This is a genomic window from Candidatus Binatus sp. (assembly GCF_030646925.1).
In the GTDB taxonomy this organism is placed as follows: Bacteria; Desulfobacterota; Binatia; order Binatales; family Binataceae; genus Binatus.
Genome location: NZ_JAUSKL010000010.1, coordinates 12,705 through 33,356, shown reverse-complemented (window position 1 = coordinate 33,356; position 20,652 = coordinate 12,705). Strand labels below are relative to the sequence as shown.

The 20,652-nt window shown below is 61.9% G+C and carries 26 protein-coding genes; 20 read left to right on the top strand and 6 right to left on the bottom strand.

Going from position 1 to position 20,652, the window contains the following annotated elements; genetic code table 11:
• Nucleotides 1-135 precede the first annotated feature (135 nt).
• Both Q7S58_RS01140 and Q7S58_RS01135 read left to right on the top strand, forming a co-directional pair.
• Complete coding sequence (locus Q7S58_RS01140; RefSeq protein WP_304819935.1) at nucleotides 136-1,419, top strand: competence/damage-inducible protein A; 1,284 nt, start codon at nucleotides 136-138, stop codon at nucleotides 1,417-1,419.
• Nucleotides 1,420-1,481: 62 nt separating this feature from the next.
• Nucleotides 1,482-1,694: a type II toxin-antitoxin system HicB family antitoxin gene (locus Q7S58_RS01135; RefSeq protein WP_304819933.1), complete on the top strand. Its 213-nt coding sequence runs from the start codon at nucleotides 1,482-1,484 to the stop codon at nucleotides 1,692-1,694.
• A gap of 389 nt (nucleotides 1,695-2,083) precedes the next feature.
• On the opposite strand, the gene Q7S58_RS01130 is transcribed toward Q7S58_RS01135, so the two are convergent.
• The 4 genes from Q7S58_RS01130 to Q7S58_RS01115 form a co-directional block, all read right to left on the bottom strand.
• Nucleotides 2,084-2,827, bottom strand: coding sequence for a PspA/IM30 family protein (locus Q7S58_RS01130; protein WP_304819931.1), 744 nt, complete (start codon nucleotides 2,825-2,827; stop codon nucleotides 2,084-2,086).
• A 65-nt stretch (nucleotides 2,828-2,892) separates the two neighbouring features.
• Complete coding sequence (locus Q7S58_RS01125) at nucleotides 2,893-3,423, bottom strand: isoprenylcysteine carboxylmethyltransferase family protein (protein WP_304819928.1); 531 nt, start codon at nucleotides 3,421-3,423, stop codon at nucleotides 2,893-2,895.
• Nucleotides 3,424-3,453: 30 nt separating this feature from the next.
• The gene (locus Q7S58_RS01120; RefSeq protein ID WP_304819926.1) at nucleotides 3,454-4,899 is read right to left on the bottom strand and encodes a sigma-54 dependent transcriptional regulator; all 1,446 of its coding nucleotides are present in this window, start codon (nucleotides 4,897-4,899) and stop codon (nucleotides 3,454-3,456) included.
• On the bottom strand, nucleotides 4,896-6,320 hold the full coding sequence (locus Q7S58_RS01115) for an ATP-binding protein (RefSeq protein WP_304819924.1): 1,425 nt from the start codon (nucleotides 6,318-6,320) through the stop codon (nucleotides 4,896-4,898). Before Q7S58_RS01115 ends, Q7S58_RS01120 begins: the two co-directional genes overlap by 4 nt.
• A 328-nt stretch (nucleotides 6,321-6,648) precedes the next feature.
• On the opposite strand from Q7S58_RS01115, the gene Q7S58_RS01110 reads away from it, so the two are divergent.
• The 9 genes from Q7S58_RS01110 (at nucleotide 6,649) to Q7S58_RS01070 (ending at nucleotide 10,371) form a co-directional block, all read left to right on the top strand.
• Entirely contained in the window at nucleotides 6,649-7,107 is a 459-nt protein-coding gene (locus tag Q7S58_RS01110; protein WP_304819922.1) for an orotidine 5'-phosphate decarboxylase / HUMPS family protein, read from the top strand.
• Nucleotides 7,020-7,499, top strand: coding sequence for an orotidine 5'-phosphate decarboxylase / HUMPS family protein (locus Q7S58_RS01105; protein ID WP_304819920.1), 480 nt, complete (start codon nucleotides 7,020-7,022; stop codon nucleotides 7,497-7,499). The genes Q7S58_RS01110 and Q7S58_RS01105 overlap by 88 nt, the downstream gene beginning before the upstream one ends.
• Nucleotides 7,500-7,575: 76 nt before the next feature.
• The gene (locus tag Q7S58_RS01100) at nucleotides 7,576-7,815 is read left to right on the top strand and encodes a hypothetical protein (protein WP_304819918.1); all 240 of its coding nucleotides are present in this window, start codon (nucleotides 7,576-7,578) and stop codon (nucleotides 7,813-7,815) included.
• Between the two features lie 24 nt (nucleotides 7,816-7,839).
• Complete coding sequence (locus Q7S58_RS01095; protein WP_304819917.1) at nucleotides 7,840-8,109, top strand: carboxymuconolactone decarboxylase family protein; 270 nt, start codon at nucleotides 7,840-7,842, stop codon at nucleotides 8,107-8,109.
• 30 nt (nucleotides 8,110-8,139) lie between these two features.
• Entirely contained in the window at nucleotides 8,140-8,490 is a 351-nt protein-coding gene (locus Q7S58_RS01090; protein WP_304819915.1) for a sulfite exporter TauE/SafE family protein, read from the top strand.
• A complete protein-coding gene (locus tag Q7S58_RS01085) occupies nucleotides 8,487-8,708 on the top strand; it encodes a TSUP family transporter (RefSeq protein WP_304819913.1) in 222 nt (73 codons plus the stop codon). The genes Q7S58_RS01090 and Q7S58_RS01085 overlap by 4 nt, the downstream gene beginning before the upstream one ends.
• 2 nt (nucleotides 8,709-8,710) lie before the next feature.
• On the top strand, nucleotides 8,711-9,100 hold the full coding sequence (locus Q7S58_RS01080) for a DUF1634 domain-containing protein (protein WP_304819911.1): 390 nt from the start codon (nucleotides 8,711-8,713) through the stop codon (nucleotides 9,098-9,100).
• An 18-nt stretch (nucleotides 9,101-9,118) separates the two neighbouring features.
• Nucleotides 9,119-9,892, top strand: coding sequence for an SDR family NAD(P)-dependent oxidoreductase (locus Q7S58_RS01075; RefSeq protein ID WP_304819909.1), 774 nt, complete (start codon nucleotides 9,119-9,121; stop codon nucleotides 9,890-9,892).
• Between the two features lie 59 nt (nucleotides 9,893-9,951).
• Nucleotides 9,952-10,371 carry a DUF2141 domain-containing protein gene (locus Q7S58_RS01070; RefSeq protein WP_304819907.1) on the top strand — a complete coding sequence of 140 codons (420 nt, stop codon included), beginning with the start codon at nucleotides 9,952-9,954 and terminating at the stop codon, nucleotides 10,369-10,371.
• Between the two features lie 461 nt (nucleotides 10,372-10,832).
• Here Q7S58_RS01070 and lon read toward each other — a convergent pair whose 3' ends face one another.
• A complete protein-coding gene (gene lon / locus Q7S58_RS01065) occupies nucleotides 10,833-13,268 on the bottom strand; it encodes an endopeptidase La (RefSeq protein WP_304819905.1) in 2,436 nt (811 codons plus the stop codon).
• A gap of 156 nt (nucleotides 13,269-13,424) precedes the next feature.
• Between lon and Q7S58_RS01060 the strand changes: the two genes are divergently transcribed.
• From Q7S58_RS01060 to Q7S58_RS01035, 6 genes are all read left to right on the top strand, one after another.
• Nucleotides 13,425-13,850, top strand: a complete 426-nt coding sequence (locus Q7S58_RS01060) for a DUF2203 domain-containing protein (RefSeq protein WP_304819903.1) — start codon at nucleotides 13,425-13,427, stop codon at nucleotides 13,848-13,850.
• 31 nt (nucleotides 13,851-13,881) lie between these two features.
• Nucleotides 13,882-14,352, top strand: coding sequence for a DUF4149 domain-containing protein (locus tag Q7S58_RS01055; RefSeq protein WP_304819901.1), 471 nt, complete (start codon nucleotides 13,882-13,884; stop codon nucleotides 14,350-14,352).
• On the top strand, nucleotides 14,345-15,103 hold the full coding sequence (locus Q7S58_RS01050; protein WP_304819899.1) for an HAD family hydrolase: 759 nt from the start codon (nucleotides 14,345-14,347) through the stop codon (nucleotides 15,101-15,103). The genes Q7S58_RS01055 and Q7S58_RS01050 overlap by 8 nt, the downstream gene beginning before the upstream one ends.
• 62 nt (nucleotides 15,104-15,165) lie before the next feature.
• A complete protein-coding gene (locus Q7S58_RS01045) occupies nucleotides 15,166-15,570 on the top strand; it encodes a rhodanese-like domain-containing protein (RefSeq protein WP_370655431.1) in 405 nt (134 codons plus the stop codon).
• 189 nt (nucleotides 15,571-15,759) lie between these two features.
• The gene (locus Q7S58_RS01040; RefSeq protein WP_304819895.1) at nucleotides 15,760-16,062 is read left to right on the top strand and encodes a GIY-YIG nuclease family protein; all 303 of its coding nucleotides are present in this window, start codon (nucleotides 15,760-15,762) and stop codon (nucleotides 16,060-16,062) included.
• Between the two features lie 158 nt (nucleotides 16,063-16,220).
• Entirely contained in the window at nucleotides 16,221-17,210 is a 990-nt protein-coding gene (locus Q7S58_RS01035; RefSeq protein WP_304819893.1) for a DUF523 and DUF1722 domain-containing protein, read from the top strand.
• A gap of 9 nt (nucleotides 17,211-17,219) precedes the next feature.
• Here Q7S58_RS01035 and Q7S58_RS01030 read toward each other — a convergent pair whose 3' ends face one another.
• Complete coding sequence (locus tag Q7S58_RS01030) at nucleotides 17,220-18,530, bottom strand: Hsp70 family protein (RefSeq protein ID WP_304819891.1); 1,311 nt, start codon at nucleotides 18,528-18,530, stop codon at nucleotides 17,220-17,222.
• Nucleotides 18,531-18,722: 192 nt separating this feature from the next.
• Between Q7S58_RS01030 and Q7S58_RS01025 the strand changes: the two genes are divergently transcribed.
• From Q7S58_RS01025 to Q7S58_RS01015, 3 genes are all read left to right on the top strand, one after another.
• Nucleotides 18,723-19,148 (top strand): nitroreductase family deazaflavin-dependent oxidoreductase, encoded by a 426-nt coding sequence (locus Q7S58_RS01025; protein WP_304819889.1) that lies wholly within the window; start codon nucleotides 18,723-18,725, stop codon nucleotides 19,146-19,148.
• Nucleotides 19,149-19,231: 83 nt separating this feature from the next.
• The gene (locus tag Q7S58_RS01020; RefSeq protein WP_304819887.1) at nucleotides 19,232-19,672 is read left to right on the top strand and encodes a lipoprotein; all 441 of its coding nucleotides are present in this window, start codon (nucleotides 19,232-19,234) and stop codon (nucleotides 19,670-19,672) included.
• 60 nt (nucleotides 19,673-19,732) lie between these two features.
• On the top strand, nucleotides 19,733-20,650 hold the full coding sequence (locus tag Q7S58_RS01015) for a cobalamin-binding protein (protein WP_304819885.1): 918 nt from the start codon (nucleotides 19,733-19,735) through the stop codon (nucleotides 20,648-20,650).
• Nucleotides 20,651-20,652 lie beyond the last annotated feature (2 nt).

Sequence of the window (20,652 nt, the reverse complement as noted above, 5' to 3'; positions counted from 1 at the left end):
CGCAACGGCGCGGGCGTGATGCTGGACGATTTGGCGGCGGCGATCTATGCGAATATGGTGCTGCACGTAATCGCGCGCGTGTTGTAGTTATCTATATTCCGGCAGATTTGTTCGCGCGTTCTCGAGGAGATCACGATGATTCAAAAGGCAGTCGTTCTTTCCACCGGCGACGAAATCACCACCGGCAAGGTGGTCGATACCAACGCGAACTACCTGTCGGACAAGCTGGCTGAAATCGGAATCGACCTGGTCGCCGTGATCACGGTCGGCGACGTGCCGGATCGGCTCGAATGGGCGTGGCGCACCGCGATCGGCCTCGGCGACGTGGTGATTTCAACCGGCGGAATCGGACCGACCGCCGACGACTTGACGACTGAGACGGTCGCGCGCCTCGCGGGCGTCAAACTGTGGCGCGACGAAGCGTCGGTCGAGCAGATGAAGCGGCTGTTCGCGTCGTTTTCGCGGCCGATGCCCGAGAACAATCTGAAGCAGGCGATGTTTCCCGAGGGCGCCGAAGTGATCGTGAATCCGCTCGGCACCGCGCCGGGCTTCCGGATGCCGCTCACGCTCGACGGCCACACCTCGAATCTGATCGTGATGCCGGGCGTGCCGCGCGAAATGAAACCGATGATGGAAAATTCAGTGATCCCGTGGATCAACGCGAATCGCGGCACCGACAAGGTGTATGCGGTGCGGACTTTTCAGACCTTCGGCATGAGCGAATCGGCGCTGGATGAAGCGGTGATCGGACTCATCAAACCGGAGGAAGCGAAGGTCTCGTTTCGCGCGAGCTTTCCGCAAATCTCGATCAGAATACGCGTCGAGGGGCAGCCGGGAGAAGTCGAACGGCGCGCCGACGAACTGGCAAAACGCGTGCTCGGCAAAATTTCGGAGTTCGTGTATGCCGAGGGCGAGACGACGATGGAAGACGTGGTCGGCGAGCTGTTCGTCGAAAAAAATCTGACGCTCGCGGTCGCGGAATCATGCACCGGCGGACTGATCGGGCATCGCATTACCAACGTGCCCGGATGCTCGCGCTACTTCCTCGGCGATCTCGTCACCTACTCGAACGACGCGAAAGGCGGCGTGCTCGGAGTCTCTGCGAAGACCCTCGAAACGCACGGCGCGGTGAGCGAAGAGTGCGTTGCGGAGATGGCGGCGGGCGCGCGCAAACGCACCGGTGCGAGCGTCGCGGTGGCGACCTCGGGGATCGCGGGGCCTGACGGCGGCACGCCCGACAAGCCGGTCGGCACAGTGTGTATCGCGCTATCGTCGAATGATCAGAGCGTCACGCGCCGCTACCAGTTCCGCGGCACGCGCGATTGGGTGAAGCTGATCACGTCGCAGGTCGCGCTCGATTGGCTGCGCCGCTACGCGATCGGATTGCCGATCGGAGATTCGGCGCTCTTCCGCCGCTAGCCGCAACAAAATCGCGCTGAATGAAGTGTGCTAGAATCGTTGCAAACGCCGAGGAGCTAGAGATGAAGTTCCGCGTATTCATTCATCAGGACGAAGACCAGGTATTCGTCGCCGAAGTTCCTGCCCTTCCCGGATGCGTTTCGCAGGGTGACTCACGCGATGCTGCGGTTCGCAATATCGAGGAAGCAATCGTCGGCTATCTTCTGAGCCTGAAACAGCATGGAGAGCCGATTCCGCCTCCGATCGAGGAAGCAGAAGTGGACGTCTCGATTTGAGGGGTCCGCCGATTTTGAGCGTGCCATCGACAACCAGCGGACCGTTGACCGTGAGCGGTCCTCCGATGATGAGGTCGCCGCTCACAGTCTGGCCGGCGGGACCGGGAACTTCTCCCTTCGGAAATGCAGTCTCGACCGGCCCGCCGACGACCAACTTTTGCGCTGCGACGCCGCCATGCACGGTGGCGGGACCGCCGACGGTCAGGGAACCGTGCACCATCATCGGGCCGTCAACCGTCATCGGACCGCCGATAACAGAAGCCCTGGTAAATCCGGCGCCATAGACCGTGGTGCAGGAAGAAGCGACGGCGCAGAGGCTCGGCAATGCGAGCGTCGCTGCGATCCGCGTCATCATCTGCGCCGTCGTCATTGCAGTTGCTCGTGAGCGATCAGCTCGCGTGCTTGATCTCGCCATTCGACGCCGATTGCGCCGCCGCGGTGAAGATGTCCATCGGCGCGAGCGGCGGACGGCGCTTGCGCTTCAGCTCATTGAGTTCGGCCTGGGCTTTGGACTGCGCATTGCGCTGGCGAATCGCCCCGAGCTTGTCGTCGAGTTCGGAGCCCGCGATTTCGCGGTTCACGCCCGCCTGCGCGAGCATCCGCTGAATCGAATCGCGCACGTCCTCGAGCGCGCGGACGTCTTCGTCGTACGAAATCTCTTCGAGCGCGCGCTGAATCCGCACGCGGGCCTGGGCATTCTTGAGCCGCGCGATCATCCGCACCTTTTCGATTTTCAGCTTTTCGATTTCGCCTTTGAACGAGATCAGATTTTTCTTGGCTTCCTCGGCCTCCGCGGTCAGCTCGCCGAGCTCTTCGCGCAGCCGCGAGCAATCCGCGTCGAGCACGTGCTTGCGCTGAATCAGGATCAGCGCGCACTGATCCTCGTTCATGTCGGCGGCTTGGCCGGCCTCTTCATCGACTTCGTTCATCTCGGTGAGTTTCTCGCGCAGTTCACGTTCGAGCTTGTTGCGCATGTAGATCACGCCGGCCGCCGCGCTCTTGAGTTGATGATAGCGCTGGACGCGATCGGCAATGGCGGATTCGTAAACCGCTTCGGGATCGCGCGCCTCGCGCGCCTTGATCCAGCGGCTCAACTTGCCGCCGAACAGTTTGAAGAATCGTTTCAGGAACATGATTGATGCCTCCTTGAATGCTGGTCGTTAGTTGCTTCGATACGCAGGCCCTGCCTGATCGCGCTCTATAGCCAACGCCGCACGCGGTTTTTGTAATCGAGGTATTGCTGGCCGAACAGCCGCTCCATCGTTGCTTCCTCGCGCGGAATGACCTTGCCATCGATCACGAAAGCGAAGATGGCCGGCGCCGCGAGCATCACGATCGAACCGAAGAAGATCGCAAATCCTGCGAGCGCGGTCGTAAGCCCGAGGTACATCGGGTTGCGCGTGAAGGTATAAGGCGGCTGCACGACGAACGCCGCCGGTTCGCCGTACGGATTTTTGGTGGTGTCGCGCGCCTGGAAAACCGCGGCGGGAAAAACGCAGATTCCGACGCCGGCCGCGACTATCAACAGCCCGATCACGTGATGCCACGCGACGGTGCGATTTTCCGGCAGAATGAAATGCAGGATCAGTGTCGCGGCCAGCAACGCCGCCGCCAGCAGCGGCGGATGAATCTTCATGCCCGAGGTCGAGTTAGTATTCAAGTTAGTATCCACATCTTTAGTGGAGTTAGTAGTCGAATTGGTAATTGGCGATTGCGTTTCAGTATCCATTGTTGTTTCCCTCGCAAGGAGGCCTGTAAGTTAATTTCCTTCGCCCTTGGGCGCGATTCCGATATCGGCGAGCGTGATGCCCAGCTCGCGCATCTTCTGCTGAAAGCTTTGCCGGTACATCCCGGTGCGTTCCGCGGCGCGCGAGATGTTGCCGCCGGTGGCGCGCAGCGCGCGCACGAAAAACTCGCGCTCCCAATCGCCAACGAACTTCTCCTTCGCCTCGCGAAACGTCAGTTGTGAATCGCCATTCTCGATGCTCGCCGACGCGCGACTCGGCGCCGGCGCCGCGCCGCGATCGCCTTCCGGCTCCGAGCCCGCGAACAGATCTTCCGGCGTGATCTCGACCCCTGCCGACAGGATAACCGCCTGCTCGATTGCCGCCTTCAGCGACCGCGCATTGCCTTTCCAGGGCGCTTCGACGCACGCGCGCATCGCCTCGGGCGTGAGCTGTTTTGGCGGCGTGGAAAAGCGCGCGCACGCATCCTTGATGAAATGCTGGACCATCACCGGGATGTCTTCGCGGCGTTCGCGCACCGGCGGCACCCGAATCTCGACGACCTTCAAACGGTAGTAGAGGTCCTCGCGGAATTTGCCCTGCGCGATCATCGCCTCGAGATCCTGGTTGGTGGCCGCGATAATGCGCACGTCAACGCTCAGCGTCTGATTGCCGCCGATGCGCTCGAACTTTTGCTCCTGCAGCACGCGCAACAACTTGGCCTGGGTCTCGAGCGCCATGTCGCCGATCTCGTCGAGGAACAGCGTGCCGCCGTCGGCGGCTTCGAACTTGCCCTCGCGGCGTGCGACGGCGCCGGTGAACGCGCCCTTCTCATGACCGAACAGTTCGCTCTCGACCAGTTCGCGCGAGAAAGCCGCGCAGTTGACCGCGATGAATGGCCGCCGCGAGCGCGAACTCCGAAAATGGATCGCGCGCGCAACGAGTTCCTTGCCGGTGCCCGACTCACCGCGAATCAAAACGGTGACGTCGGTCGGCGCGACCTTGTCGATGGTCTCGAACACGCGGAGCATCGGGCGCGAGCGGCCGATCATGTTTTCGAACAGCCCGGTTTCGAGGCGCACCTGCTCGAGCAACTGGCTGTGCGCGCGCTTGAGCAGTTGCGTCTCCATCACTTTGCGGACCTTGAGGCGCAACTCGTCGTTGTCGAACGGCTTGGGCAGGTAATCTTCGGCGCCGGCCTTCATCGCATCGACGGCGATTCGCTGCGTGCCGTATGCGGTGATCATGAGCACCGCGCAGGCTGGGTCCATCTCGCGGACTTTTTTCAGCAAGTCGAGTCCGCTCATCCCTTTCATGCTGAGGTCCGTGATGATCACATGGAACAGCCCAGCCTTGACCTTTTCGAGCGCTTCTTCGCCCGACTCAGCGGTCTCAACCTCGTAACCTTCCTTGGTGAAGAGGCCCTTGAGCGCGATCACGATGCCGCGCTCGTCATCGACGATGAGCAAGCGTCCTTTCAATTGCGCAACCTCGAGGTTTCAGCGGCCGGCGATGCGATCGGCGCAGTCATGATCGGCGACGGCGGCTGTGCCGGCGCATAGCCATTCTCCGGCGGCTGATCGTTTTCGCTGTCGTTGTCGCCATCAGCATCGGCAGCCTGGCGCATCGCGTCGCTCAGTGGAATCGCGAGAATAAACTCGGTGCCAGTTCCGACTTTGCTCTGCACCTGAATCATGCCGCGATGCGCATCGATCACTTTTTTTGCGACGCCGAGACCGAGGCCGGTGCCGTTGCTCTTCGACGTGTAAAACGGATTATAGATTTTCGCGAGCTTGTCATCCGCGATGCCGCAGCCGTTGTCCCGGATTCTCACCGCGGCCATCCCCTCGCCGTTGTTTTGGATCGCGAACTCGAGACGGCGTTCGCCCGTCGTCGATTCCATTGCGTCGATCGCGTTGTCGATGATGTTCGAAAAGACCTGGCGCAACTTGTCGGCGTCGGCGCGCACCGTCGGTCCGCTGAGATAGGCGCGCGACACCACGATTGAGTTCGCCTCGAGCTTGCTGCGCATCTGGGTGAGCGCGCCGTCCAGCACCGACGAGAGATTGACGTTTTCGAAGTTGTAATCCTCCTCCTTCGCGTACTTCAGCAGATGCGACACGCTGCGCTCGACGCGCGCGAGTTCATCGAGCGCGACCTTCGCGTACTCGACGTTCTCATGCGACGTCGGATCCTCGCCCATCTGCTGCACGAGGCTCTTTGCGGCCGCGATGGGATTCCGAATCTCGTGCGCGAAGGTCGCGGTCAATTCGTCGAGCGAAGCCTGCTTCTCGGTGCGAAGATGCTCTTTCTCCTTGGTCACTTCGCGCTGCACCTCGCGCTGAATCGCCGGCTCGAAGACGCGATCGTGGACCCATCGCCATCCGTAAACCGCCGAGAAATGGCTCGCGACGCCGAAGCCCCAGCCAAGCGCCGGCCACAGAAACCACGGATACGAGCCGAAGCCGCCGGTGACGAGATTGATGATGAACAGGAATCCGATCACGACCCCGTACCACATCAGATGGACGTAGAAGCCGGCCTCGGCCGCCGCGCGACGGCGCGCGCGATTGTATGCCTGGCGCTCGGCGTCAGTCTTGAATTGCGGCTGCGTGTGATCTTCCGCCGGGTCGGCGCTGACGCCGCCGTATTTGCGCGTCTGCTTGTCGAACCGCTGGCGCATCTTGTGCTCGAACTTCTCGGCGCTGGCATCGAATCGCCGCGACATCTTCGTTTCGAAATCGTGCGCGTAGCGTTCCGCTTGCGAGGTCTTCGAGGCGCATTCGTCGCCGGCCCATTTCTGCCACTCGTCGCCGCCCCACTTCATCCAGCGCAAGCGATTGCGCTTTCGATGCTGAATGACGGCGTACACGATAATTGCGATGATGATTATGCCGAACATCCTGCCTCACCTGGGGCCGGAAATGCCGGTCCGTGTAATTGACGTAGCGCGTTGGCGCGAACTGATTCAATCTGGGTCATCTGCGTTGCCGCGTACCCCTACAGAGCAAGCGCGATGCCGCCGATGGGGCGGGCGAAACGCCAGCAATACCGCTTCGATCGACGGGTGCGATGCGCTTTTCCGCAGTCACGGCCATGCAGTAACGCGACTGCATCAGATTAACATTTCGGAGCGCGCGCCGCTCTCCTTGACACCACGCGCTATCGGCATAATTGATGAGAGGGAGCGATGGGAGGCGGCGGCACGACCAATTCGACGGAGAGTCGCGATGACCCAGTACTGGCCGTTCCCAGGCCTGATTCGACAAACCGCGCTGCGCGACCGGCTGGTCGTGTCGCTCGACCTTGGAGATCGGCGCGAGGCGCTGAAGCTGGTGGATCGGCTCGCGCGCGTGGTCGGGATGTTCAAGGTGGGGCGCGCGTTGTTCGTCGGCGGCGGGCCTGATTTCATCCGCGAGATTCGCCAGCGCGGCGCGGAAGTGTTCCTCGATCTCAGGTTCCACGAAAGCCCGAGTCGAGTGCCGCGCGCGGCGGTCGAGGCGGCGCGGCTCGGCGTCAAGATGTTCGACATCCAGGCGTCAGGCTCGGCCGCTTGCATCATGGACATGATGACGCGCACCCGGGCGGAAGTGGCGCGCGTATGCCGGGTCGAGGGGCTCAGGCGTCCGAACGTGCTCGCGGTCGCGATGCTTGCGTTGCGGGCCTGTCGCCGAATCAGCCGCGGCTGATCGGTCCGCAGGGACGGCATACGGTATGCGCGGATCGAGTCGCCGAGATCGCGCGGCTCGCGGCGGACGCTTCGCTCGACGGCGTCGTCACGTCGCCGCATCAGATTTCGCGCGTGCGTGGAATCGGCGGGCGCCGCTTCGTGATCGTGACGTCGGGGCTGAGCTTGCGGCCCGGCGTCGATGGACAGTCGCACGGGATCGATGGGCCGTCGCACGTGAGCGGGGCCGTCGATGCGATCCGTGCAGGCGCAGATTACGTGGTGGTCGGCGCGCCGGTATGGCAGGCGCCGGAGCCGGTGCGCGCGGTGCGCGAAATCACCGATGGTATCGAGCGCGGGCTGCGCGCGAATCCGCGCGGCGCGCTCGAGATGCTCAATCTGCGGCCGCTCTGAGTCCAGATTGCCGCAGCCCAGCCAATCCAATTAGATTGCAGAGCACGCGCGGCGCGCATGGCCGCGAGGAGGACCAATGTCGCGATTAGAACCGCTCGGCAACGAGCAACTGGCCGGCGATTTCCGCCGGCAGGCCGAAGCCGCCGACGCCAAAGGCGCCGATTCCACCGTGCTCCGCGTGATGGCCCATCGGCCCGACATGCTCGAGAATTACTTCAAGTTCTACTATCCGCTACACAACGGCGGCATCGTCGATCCTGCGCTGAAGGAGATGGTGCGGCTCAGAATCGCCGAGCTGAACCAGTGCCTCACTTGAAAGAAGGCGCGTTTTCCATCGGCGATGGAAAAAGGATTGACCGAAGAAAAGATCTCGCGGCTCGGCTCATATCGCACCGATGCAATTTTCAGCGAAAGCGAAAAAGTCGCGCTCGAATTTGCGGAACTGATGGCGCTCGATCACAAATCGATCGACGACGACTTTTTCCGGCGACTGCGCGCGCAGTTCAGCGACGCGGAAGTCGTCGAGCTGGGCATGGCGGTCGGGCAGTATATCGGTTTCGGGCGTCTGCTGATGGTGCTCGACCTGGAACGTCCGGTCTGCGAGATCTGAGCGCGTCGTCGCCATCGCGGAGCGCCCAGGTTGCTTAGCATTCTCGGAAGTTTGCTGGCGCTGGCGATCGGCGCGGGCTTTGTCGGCGCGATCTCGGGGCTCGGCGGCGGGGTGTTTATCGTGCCCGCGCTGGTGATTTTCGCGCACATGCCGATGCAGGTCGCGATCGGCGCGAGCCTGATCTCGGTAGTCGCGACGAGCGCCGGCGCGAGCGTCGCGTTCGTGCGCGACGGATGGACCAATCTGAAAGTCGCGATGGTACTCGAGTGCGCGACCGTCACCGGCGCGGTGATCGGCGCGTATCTCGCCGGCGTGGTGCCGACCGTGGTGCTCGAACTGATGTTCGCCGCGATGTTTCGAGCGCGACCAGCAACTTCATGATTGGCGTGACCGCGGGCGCGGGCGCGCTGGTGTTCCTGGCGCGCGGCGATGTTGCGACGACGATCGCGGCGCCGGTCGCGATCGGGGTGACGGTCGGCGCGCTCGCGGGCAGCCGCGTACTGGCGCATCTCAAAGTCGAATCGCTCCGAATTTTCTTTGTGATTATTCTGCTGCTGATCGCCGCCGAGATGGGCTGGCGCGCGATGTCGGGGATTTGACAGTGCCAAAACAGGAAGAAGATCGAATTCTCCGCGTGTGGACGCCGATTCTGCTGCGCACGATTCTAATCGTCGCGATGATCGTGCTGATAGCCGGCCTGGTGCTCACATACACTTACGCGCCCGATTACTACGTCCAGCGTTACAACGCGGTGCAGCAGGGGCATCTGATCGGCAAGGAAAAATTTTCGCTGCTCGTCGATCGCATGAAACAAGGCAATCCGCACGCGGTGCTGACGATCGGGCTGTTCGTGCTGACGCTGGTGCCGCTCGCACGCGTTGCGTTCTGCTTCCTGCTCTTCATCAAGGAACGCGACTATACTTTTGTGGCGTTCACCGGCTACGTGCTCGCCGGTTTGATCGTCGGCGTGCTGGTCGGGAGCGTGGGTTAGCCGAAGGAGGTTTCGCGAATGGAAATCAGGGGTAAAGTCGGCGTCATCACAGGCGGCGGCTCGGGAATCGGACGCGCAACGTCGGAACGGCTCGCGCGCGAAGGTGCATCGATCGTAGTTGCGGACCTCGACGAGGCCGGCGGTATCGAGACCGTCAAGCGGATCGAAGATGCAGGCGGCAAGGCGGTCTTCGTGCGCGCCGACGTAGTGAAGATCGAAGATACGCGGCGGATGTTCAATACCGCGATCACGAAGTTCGGACGCCTGGATATTCTGCACAACAACGCGGGTATCGGAGTGGGCGCGCCGGGCTTTCCGGATGCGCCGGCCGAGCGATGGCATCTGGTGGTCGAAATCGATCTGCAAGCGGTGATTCTCGGCACCGGCCTCGCCGCGCCGATCATGCAAAAGAACGGCGGCGGCGTGATCATCAACACGGCCTCGATGGCCGGGCTGTATCCGCATCGACAGGACGCGGTGTACGGCGCGGCGAAGGGCGGCGTGGTGAATTTCACGCATTCGCTGGCAAGCTGGGAAGCGGAGCGCAAGATTCGCGTCAACTGCATCTGTCCCGGAATCGTCGATACGCCGCTGGTGCGCAAGGGACTCGAGCAGGCTGAGAAATTTGGCATCAAGAGCTGGATGCCCTCGAAAATTATCCAACCCGAAGAGATCGCGGATGCGGTCGTGATGCTGGTGCGCGACGATTCGCTGTTCGGATGCTCGCTCGAGGTGCGTCCGACGGGCCGGCAGATCGTGGACCCGCGTCCCGCGCCTGGTGCGCGACGATGAGGGCCGCATCTTCTATTTCCGGAATCGTCGCCAGCGTAATCGCCGTCGCTGTTTCGACATTGGGCGCAGTCGCTGTCGCACAATCGCCGGCAGCGGCGCCGTCACCCGCGGCCAACGTGATTCGCGTGCATTACGTCGGGATGTCGAGCGACGTCGGGCGCGCAGGATGCGCGATCTGGTCGTCGCCCGCCGGATGGCCGCGGCATCGCGAGCAGGCGGCGCAGCGAGCGTGGGCGCCGATCACAAATGGCAGCGCGGTGTGCGATTTTCCCGGATTGCCGCCGGGCACCTACGCGGTCGCAACTTTTCACGACCGAGATTTGACCGGCTCGATGACGTTCAACTTTATTGGATTGCCGACGGAATCGTATGGTTTCTCGAATGACGCGCCGGTTGGACTACGACCGCCGTCCTTTCAGGCCGCCGGCTTCGCCTACAGTGGCGGCGTGCTCGATATCACGGTCCACGCCAAGAAGTAACACCATCCTGCAGCAACGCAGACAAACTAAAAGATCCGGGATTCCTCACGCGGCAGCCACGCGCGGGAATGACAGAAATGCGAACCGTCCGACCTTTTTACCGAGCGAACTGACCAAGCTTGTCATCCTGAGCGAAGGCTGCCGGAGTCGAAGGATCTCGATCGAGAATCGCGAAGGTCCGAGGTGCGTGATCGTTCCCACACAACAAGCTTCATAAATTTGTCATTCAGAGCGGAGCGAAGAATCCCGGATCTTTGCTCGCGCCACTGCACCCTCACCTGCCTCATCGCTACGCGCTTCGGCTTCCTCTCCCGCAACTAAGCGGGCGAGGTATTCGGAGGGCGCCGCGAGGAGCAGTCCGACGCTCCTTCGGCGTCGGAAGCGCCGCGTATCGCAATAAAAGACGCAATCCATCTTGATGGATTGCGTCTCTGAGCGAGCACTTTCGATTTTCGATTCGATCAGTTGAGCACGGTACGCTCCGGGCGCGCCGTGGTGGTGGGTTCCTCTGGCGGCGGTTGCACGCTGTTGGCGTCGCGCAGCGCGTGAGCAATCACCTCGTCCACCGTATCGACAAAGATCGTCTCGATCTCTTTGCGCACTTCCGGCTGGATGTCCTCGAGATCGCGCTCGTTGCGGCGCGGCAGAATGATTGTCTTGATTCCCGCGCGGCGCGCCGCGAGCACCTTCTCCTTGATTCCGCCGACCGGCAGCACTTTGCCGCGCAGCGTGATTTCACCGGTCATCGCGACGTCCGAGCGGACCGGCCGTCCGCTCAGCAACGACGCGAGCGACACAGCGATCGTGACGCCGCCCGAAGGTCCGTCCTTGGGGATTCCGCCCGCCGGTACGTGAACGTGAATGTCTGACTTTTCGAAAAAGTCTGCCGGGATGCCAAGCCGCTCCGCGCGCGTGCGCACGTATGACATCGCTGCCTGGGCCGATTCCTTCATCACGTCGCCGAGCGAACCGGTCAGCATCAGGCCTTTTTGGCCGGGCATCCGCGTGCTCTCGATGAACATGATTTCGCCGCCATTTGGCGTCCATGCGAGACCGGTTGCGACGCCGGGCTCCTGGGTGCGCTCCGCGACTTCCGAGTAGAAGCGCGGCGTGCCGAGATAGCGCTGAACGTCGGCCGCGGTGATGCGCTCCGGCGCCTGCTCGCCCTCGGTGATTGCGCGGGCGATCTTGCGGCATACGCGCGAAATCTCGCGCTCGAGATTTCTGAGTCCCGCCTCGCGCGTGTAGCTGTGGATGATCTCGCGCAGCGCATCCTCTGCAAATTCGATTTTCCGATCGCCCAGGCCATTCTCGATGAGTTGCTTGGGAATCAGATGCCGCTGCACGATTTGCAACTTCTCTTCTTCCGTGTAGCCCGGCAACTCGAGCACTTCCATGCGGTCGCGCAGTGCGTGCGGAATCGGATCGAGAATGTTGGCGGTCGTCAGGAACAGCACCTTCGACAAATCGAACGGCACGTCGAGATAGTGATCCGAGAACGTGTTGTTCTGCTCGGGATCGAGCACTTCAAGCAGCGCCGACGCGGGGTCGCCGCGGAAATCCATGCCGAGCTTGTCCACCTCGTCGAGGATGAACAGCGGATTGTTGGATCCGGCGTTGCGCAGCCCCTGGATGATGCGTCCGGGCAGCGACCCGATGTAGGTGCGGCGATGCCCGCGAATTTCGGCTTCGTCGCGGATGCCGCCGAGCGACAGGCGCACGAACTTGCGGCCCATCGCGCGCGCGATCGATTTGCCGAGCGATGTTTTGCCGGTTCCCGGCGGCCCGACCAGGCAAAGAATCGGCCCCTTGGTGTCGCTCTTTAGCTTGCGCACCGCGAGGAACTCGAGGATACGCTCCTTAATTTTCTCGAGATCGTAGTGATCTTCGTCGAGCACCTGGCGCGCGTGCTTGATGTCGAGATTGTCTTCGGTCGAGACGCTCCACGGCAGGCTGACGAGCCAATCGAGATAAGTGCGTACGACCGTGTGTTCCGCCGATTCCGGCGGTATCATCTTGAGCCGATCGAGTTCCTTGTCGGCGACCTTGCGCGCGTCGGGCGGTAGATTTGCTTCTTCGATCTTTTTCTCGATCTCTTCGACTTCGGTGGTGCGGCCGTCGCCCTCGCCGAGTTCCTTCTGAATCGCCTTCAGTTGCTGGCGCAGATAGTACTCGCGCTGATTCTTGTTCAGCTCGGTCTGCACTTGCGATTGGATCTTATGGCCCAGCTCCAGCAGTTCGATTTCCCGCGCCAGGATCGCCAGCAGCTTCTCGAGGCGCGCGCGCACCTCGAGCGTCGCGACCAGTTCCTGCGCCTCTTCGACCGCGATCTTCAGATACGACGCGACCATGTCGCTAAGCCGGCTCGCGTCCTTGATCTGCATCGCCATCACCTGCAACTCGTCGGGCAGGTACGGCACCAATGAAACGAACTTCGAGAACTGGCTCACGAGGTGAGCCTGAAGCGCATCGATCTCCCTGTCGGGACTGATCGCTTCGTGCAGCCGCGTCACGTGCGCAACGAAGTACGGCTCGCGCTGGGTGAATTCGCCGAGTTCGATGCGCGCGAGACCTTGCACGAGCACGCGCACGCTCTGATCGGGATAGCGGAGCATCTTGAGGATGCGCACTGCCGTGCCGCGCGGAAACAGTCCTTCTGGGCCGGGCTGCTCTTCTTCAGGATTTCGCTGCGCTGCGAGCGCGATAATTTTCGACGTCTGTCCGACTTCCTCGATCAATTTCAGCGAAGAAGGCCGCGACACGAGAAACGGATGAATCTGGCTCGGGAAAATTACGATGCCGCGCAGCGGCAGCACCGGCAGGATTTCCGGAATCTCAGCCTTGTTCAGATCCTCTTCGATGTCGAAACGTTTTTCCCCTTTCGGTTTATCTGCCATACGTGGTCAAACCTCTTCAGGAGGGGAATCCCGCGCCTGCTCCGCTTCCACACCGTCCAGATTTTACCGTAGTATATGGATTCCAGACAGACAAGGATGCCTCCTAGATTACAACCTAATCACGGTTGTCGGCTGCTGCCACTGACAGGAAAAACGTTGCCTAAACCTGCGTTCGAAAAGCTATTCAGCCCCGCGGAAGCCAATCATCTGATTCCGCGCCTCGAAATCCTGATGCGCCAGCTTCAGATGCAGGCAGGCTCGTTGCGCAGCCGGATCGAGGATCTCGCGGTGGACGATCCGTCGATTCTGCACAGTGAGTTTGCGGAGATCGTGACTCGCTACCCTGAGCTTCGATTTTTCACGACCAGCATGGCCGATGCCGCCAGTCAGATCGAAGCGATGGGATGCATCCTTAAAGACGTCGACTTAGGCCTGGTCGATTTTCCCTTCGATTCGGACGACGAGATCGTCTTCCTGTGCTGGCAATTCGGCGAGCGGGCGGTGATCGCGTGGCACGGTATCGACAGCGGATTCTCCGAGCGCCAGCCGCTGCCCGGCGCGCCCAAGACTTACCTCAATTGAGATTCAGAGTTCGCGTCGGAGATTGTGCCGAATGATCGTAGCGCTCTTCCTGTTCCTGGTTGCGATGGGATGCTGGCTTGGCGGGATCGTTTTCTTTTCCTTTTTCACCGCGCCGGCGATTTTCGGCAGCTTGCCGATCGAAGAGGCCGGCAAGGCGATCAGCACGATCTTTCCGCGCTATTACATGCTCGGTTACATCGCCGGCACGGTAGCGCTGGTGCTGGCGATCTACTTCACGTCGGTGCGCGACGCGCGGCTATGGTGGGGCGGCGCGGCGCTCGCAATCGCAATCGGGCTGGGACTCACATTCTATGCGGGCGCCGTCGTGCTGCCGCGCGCCGACGCGATTCGCGTCGTCAGCCACGAGCCGAATGCCGATCCAGCTCAAAAGGCGGAATTCGACAAACTTCATCGGCTGTCGGTGATCCTCAACGGCGCCGTGCTGCTGCTGAATCTCGCCGCGCTCGCCGGTACTGCGGGAGCCTTGACCGTCCGTGGCTAAGCAAAATTACAAAGCAGTCGTGATCGATCTGTTCGACACGCTGGTGAACTGGAATCCCGAGGGGCTGCCGCTGGTCGAATGGCGCGGCAAGGAGATTCGCAGCACGGCGCCGCTGCTGTTCCCCAAGCTCGAAGAGGAACTCGGCGAGCGCTTCGATCGCGACCGCTTCATGGCGGCGCATGACAGCGTTTACAGCGACATCTTTGCGCAGCGGATGCTGGCGGAAGCGATCGAGATCACCTGCCATGAGCGATTCGAGCGCACGCTCAAAAAACTCGACCTGGGCGACGCCGAAGCGAAAATGCTCGCGGCTCATCTCAGGCGGATTCACATGGGCCGCGTGCGCGAAGTCACCCGCGCGCCGGAAGCGCGGCTCGACGCGATGCGCCAAATCGCGGCGCATTACCGCCTCGGCCTGATATCGAATTTCGACGACGCGGAGACCGGCCATCTGATCGTCACCGATACCGGCATCCGCGAACTGTTCGACGCGGTGATCATCTCGGCCGACGCGGGCATCCGAAAACCGAATCCGATCATCTTCGAGAGCATACTCGAGATGATGAAACTCGCGCCGCGCGACATTCTGTTCGTCGGCGACACTCCTCACGACGATGTGCTGGGCGCCAAGCGGGCCGGGATGCACGCGGCGTGGATCAATCGCCGCGGCGTCGCGCTGCCGGAAGACGTCCCGGCGCCGGATATCATCATCGAGGACCTCGCCGAGCTTCCGGCCGCACTCGGCATCTAGCAAATTAGAGTCACTGGTTGCCGCGAGAAGAACTCGTGTAAGATGGCCGCAGGAGAATTTTGATGCCACTCAAACTCAAGCGAACCGTCAAGCAGATGCTCGCCGAGGCCAACGCCGAGGTAGAGACCATCAGCGGCGCGGACTCGATCAAGCTGAAGGATGATCCCAACGTGCTGTTCGTGGATATTCGCGATGTCCGCGAGCTTGATCGCGACGGCCGCATCCCGGGGGCGTTCCACGCGCCGCGCGGCATGCTCGAATTCTGGGTCGATCCGGAGAGTCCGTACCACAAGGATATCTTCGCGTCGGGCAAGAAATTCCTCTTCTTCTGAGCAGGCGGAGGCAGATCTGCGCTGGCAGCGCAGACCCTTCAGAGCATGGGATTGACGCCGGTTTGCCATATGGGCGGCGGCTTTACGGCGTGGAAAGCCGCGGGCGGGCCGGTGGAAGGCGGCAAAGCCTCGTGATCGCAAAGGCAAGCGGGCGCTCCATCGCTGAGGCGCGCGAGGAATGACAGAACGAGCAGTGCGGGAGTGACAAGGCCGACAGGCCGGGATTATGCGCCCTCAACTTCCTTCCCCGCTTCGGGCATTTCTGTCATTCCCGCGCGTGGCTGCCGCGCGAGGAATCCCGGATCTTTTCGCTGAACTGCATCGATGCGCGATTGGACCTACTACGTGTACATCCTGAGCAGCCTCTCGCGGACGCTCTACACCGGCGTGACCAACGATCTCGAACGCCGCGTCACCGAGCATAAGGAGAGCAAGCCTAGTTCCTTTACCGCGCGGTACCACGTGAACCGGCTGGTGTATTTCGAGGAATTCGGCGAGGTGAACGACGCGATCGCGCGCGAGAAGGAGATCAAAAAGATGACGCGGCGGCGGAAGGTTATGCTGATTGAGTCGATGAATCCGGATTGGAAGGACCTAAGCGAGGAGTGGAAGGAAGAGGAAGCATGATCCCGAATTCCTCACGCGGCAGAATCCGGGATTCCTCGCGCGGCAGCCACGCGCGGGAATGACAGAGGTGAGAAGCGCAGAAATGTCAAAATGGGCGCCATGCGCCGCAATGACAAAAAAGCTTCGTGACGGATTGAATGCGGCGTCAGCGTGATCGAGTGGCTGATTCGGCGCATCGCGAAGGCTTCACGGCAGCGAGCGATGCGCCGATCCGCATCGGCGTGTCGTCGTGCCTGCTCGGCAACGAGGTCCGCTACGACGGCGGGCATAAGCGCAACGAATTTCTGCTGAACACGCTCGGCGATTTCGTCGAGTTCGTGCCGGTGTGTCCGGAAGTTGAGATCGGGCTCGGCACTCCGCGCGAAACTCTGCGACTCGTTCGCGACGGCGGCGACGTGCGGCTCATCGGCAACGATACTGGCGTCGATCACACCGCGGCGATGAACTCATTTGCAGCGAAGCGCGTCGCCAGCCTCGCGCGCGACCAACTTTCGGGCTACGTGCTGAAAAAGGATTCGCCGAGTTGCGGGATGGAGCGCGTCCGCGTGTATCGGCCGTCGGGGATTCGGGCGCGCGACGGCGCGGGACTGTTCGCCGCCGTCCTGATGCGCCGTTATCCGAATCTGCCGGTCGAGGAGGAGGGCCGCCTCAGCGACCCGCATCGGCGCGAGAATTTTGTCGAGCGGATTTTCGCGTATCGGCGGCTGCGCGAGTTTTTTTCCGCGCGATGGACTCGCGGTGGGCTCGTGCAATTCCACACCGCGCACAAGCTCACGCTCATGGTGCATTCGCCGCGCGCGTATCGCGAGCTAGGCCGGCTGGTCGCAACTGCGAAAGCGATTTCCCGCGACCAACTCAGCCAGCGCTATCAGAGCGATTTCATGGCCGCGCTCAAGACGCTCGCGACGACGGCGCGCCACACCAACGTGCTGCATCATATGCTCGGTTACCTGCGCGAACATCTCGACGAAGCGTCGCGCGCTGAACTGTCTGCGCTGATCGACGATTATCGCCGCGGGCTGGCGCCGCTGGTCGTGCCGATCACGATGTTCCGCCATCATGTTCGCAGCTTCGGCGTCGATTATCTGCGCGGACAGGTTTATCTCGAACCGCATCCGAAGGAACTGATGCTGCGCAATCACGTCTGAGGCGATCGGTCACGCCGCGCCGTCGAGCGCGCGCAGCGCCAGTCCGCGCGCCACCGACGTGAATTCGTCGCCCATCCTGATTCGGTCAGCGCCGAATCGCTCGACGAATATTCGCCGCACCGCCGGCACGAACGACGATCCGCCCGTCAGAAACACGCTGTCGATCGAGCGCGCCTCGAGACCGGCGGTGAGCATCAGCCGATCGACGCATCCGGCGATTTGCGCGAGGTAGCGATCGATCCAGGCTTCGAACTCAGCGCGTCCGACGATTGCTTCGATCTCAACCGGCGCATCGACAAAATTAAAGATGGCTGATTCCGCATCCGACAACTCGAGCTTGCTTTGCTCGACGGCGCGGAACAAAAAGTAGCCGAGATCGTTTTCCACGACATGAATCAGCGCGCCGATCTTGTCGGGCTCGAGCGATTGGCGCTTCAATTCCTCAAATCGGAGCATCGTCGCGCGCGCCTTCAGGAACGAAAGGTAGTGCCATCGCTCGAGCCTGGTGTACGGCCAGGTCGGTGCAGGCAGCACCATCCCGTAGGGCGATCGATACTTGGTGCCGCGCCCGAGCGCCGGCGCCACCAGATGCCGCATGATGCGTCCGTCGAAGGCGTCGCCGGCGATGCCGACGCCATCGTTGCCCAAAATTTCGTAGCGCACCGCGCCGTGCTTCGCGGCACTCCGCGGCCGAAGCTGCAGTAGCGAGAAGTCGCTGGTGCCGCCACCGAAGTCCGCGATCAGCACCAACTCGTCGCGCGCGATTCGAAGCGCGTAGTCGTATGCCGCCCCGACCGGCTCGTACTCGAATTCCACCTCCGTCCATCCCGCGCGCCGCACTGCGATATCGAGCCGGCTCCGCGCGAGCGCCTCATCCGCGGCACCCATCGAGGCGAAATGCACCGGGCGTCCGACCACGATTCGCGGCGGCAACTCGCCGAACTGCGCGATCGCGGCATCCCGCAGCGCGCTGATGATCGGCGCGATCAGATCGCCGAGAGTGTAGTTTTCGCCCATGATGTCGGTGGAATCGAAAGTCTTGTCGGCGAGAAACGACTTGAGCGATTGCACCAGGCGTCCGTTGCCGCTGGCGGCGAGATAGCGCCGGATCGCGTCGTTGCCGACCGACACCGCCGACGCGGCGCCGCCGATTTCGTCGCGCGTCTCGAAGAACAGGATCGAGCGAAACGTCTCGGTCGCGGCGCCGCCTTCGGCGTGCGGAAATCGCGCGAGGCGCGGCGCGCCGTCCGCGCCGACGACCGAGATCGCGCTGTTGGTCGTGCCGAAATCGAGTCCTACTGCTTTGACCTCGAAGCTCATCTACACCGGTCTCCCAATGCGATCACGATCGAGGCGCATCGCTCGCTTGTCAACGTTGTGCTTGCGGCATATACTTCTCAAACCCTCAGGATGACGATCGTCATCATCTAAAATTGATTGGTTTGTGCGGACGAGATTCACTCGCCCGCATTTTTTTCGCTGCTCAACGAGCGCGGAGGCGAAGCGCCAACCATGAAAATAAGTTCCACCAAACGCTACATCATCGACTGGATGAGCCAGGCGCACGTCGCCGCTTACAAATTGTTCGGCGGCGTATCGACGTTCGGCCTCCCCACGTTGATCCTGACTGTGCGCGGGCGCAAGTCCGGCCGCCCGATCTCGAAGCCGCTGCTCTATCTCGAGGACGGCGGACATCTGTATGTGGCCGCGTCGTACGGCGGCAGCGATTCGCCGCCGTCGTGGTATCTGAATCTCACCGCGAATCCCGACGTGGAAGGGCAACTCGGACGCGAGACGCGCCGATGCCGCGCGCGCACGCTTCCGTTCGCGGAGCGCGATGCGATCTGGCCGAAGCTGGTCGCGATGTATCCGAGCTACGCCGAGTATCAGAAGAACACTTCGCGCGTGATCCCGGTCGTCGAACTGACGAGCATCTGATCCAGCGCCCGCTGGATAGCGCCGCCGCCACTTTCGCAACGCATCTTCATCGTGCGGCGGCTTCGTGACAGACTCGAAGCGTGATGAATCGAGCGTTCCTTTCGTTCGCGGTCGGCGCGATTTGCGTCGTGCTTGCGGGATGCGGTGTGCAAGGCGAGGCCTATCAGCCGCGACCGGTGCCGGTTTCCAAAAGCATGATCTATCTCTACCGCCCCTATGTCTTTTACGCCTCCGCGATTACTCCGGTAGTTACTTGCGGCCAGGAAAGTATCGAGTTGGAAGCCGGCGGATTTTACTCCTACATCAACGATGCTGGTCCGGTGACTTGCTCGGCGACCACCGAAGCGTCCACGCCGCTGAAATTCGACGCTCACCCCGGTGAGGAATATTACGTCAAGGAAGAAGTCTCGCCCGGCAATTTGAGCGGACGCACGCAGTTCACTTTGATGAACAGCGGGGCTGGCCGTCAGGAAATCGCCAGTTGCCGCAAGCAGGGATTGCCGGATAGTGGCTCGCATCATTGATCGAATTGAGTAGAAGCTAGATCGAATCGAACAGTAGCCAGCCAAAAAGGAATCGCCGCGATGCCCCGAATTGTGAGCCTGCTGCCGAGCGCGACTGAAATTGTGTGCGCGCTCGGATTCGAGCGCGATCTCGTTGGACGCTCGCACGAGTGCGATTTTCCGGCGTCGGTAAAACGCCTGCCCGCGCTCACCGAAGCGAAGTTCAACCCCGCAGGCGCCAGCGCGGAAATCGATCAGCGCGTGAAGCAAATCGTGCGCGAGGCGCTATCGGTTTATCGCGTCGATGCGCCCCGGCTACGCGAATTTCGTCCCGACGTGATCGTCACGCAATCGCAATGCGAGGTTTGCGCCGTCAATCAGTCCGACGTCGAAGCCGCGGTCGCCGATTGGCTCGGGACTCGGCCGAAGATCGTGTCGCTCGCGCCGTACGCTCTCGACGACGTCTTCATAGACATGCAACGCACCGCCGACGCGCTCGGCGCGCCCGCTCGCGGCGTCGAATTGGTGGGGAGCCTCCGCGCGCGTCTCGCCGCGATTGCCGACAGGGCGCGCAAGCAGGCGAACAGCCGGCCGACAGTGGCGACGATCGAATGGATCGATCCGCTGATGGCGGCGGGCAACTGGATGCCGACGCTGGTCGAGATGGCGGGCGGCGTCAATCTATTCGGCGCGGCCGGCGAGCATTCACCGTGGATGAAGTTCGATGAACTCGCGGCGCGGAATCCCGAAGTGATCCTGATCTCGCCGTGTGGCTTCGACATGAATCGCGCGGCGGAGGATCTGCCGGCGCTAACGAGTCGTCCTGAATGGCCGAGGCTCGGCGCGGTGCGTGAGCGGCGCGTTTTCATGGCGGACGGCAATCAATATTTCAATCGGCCAGGACCGCGCATCGCCGAATCGCTCGAGATTCTCGCCGAGATCGTTCATCCCGAGCTTTTCGGTTTCGGCCATGAAGGAACGGGCTGGCGCCGGCTGTAGCG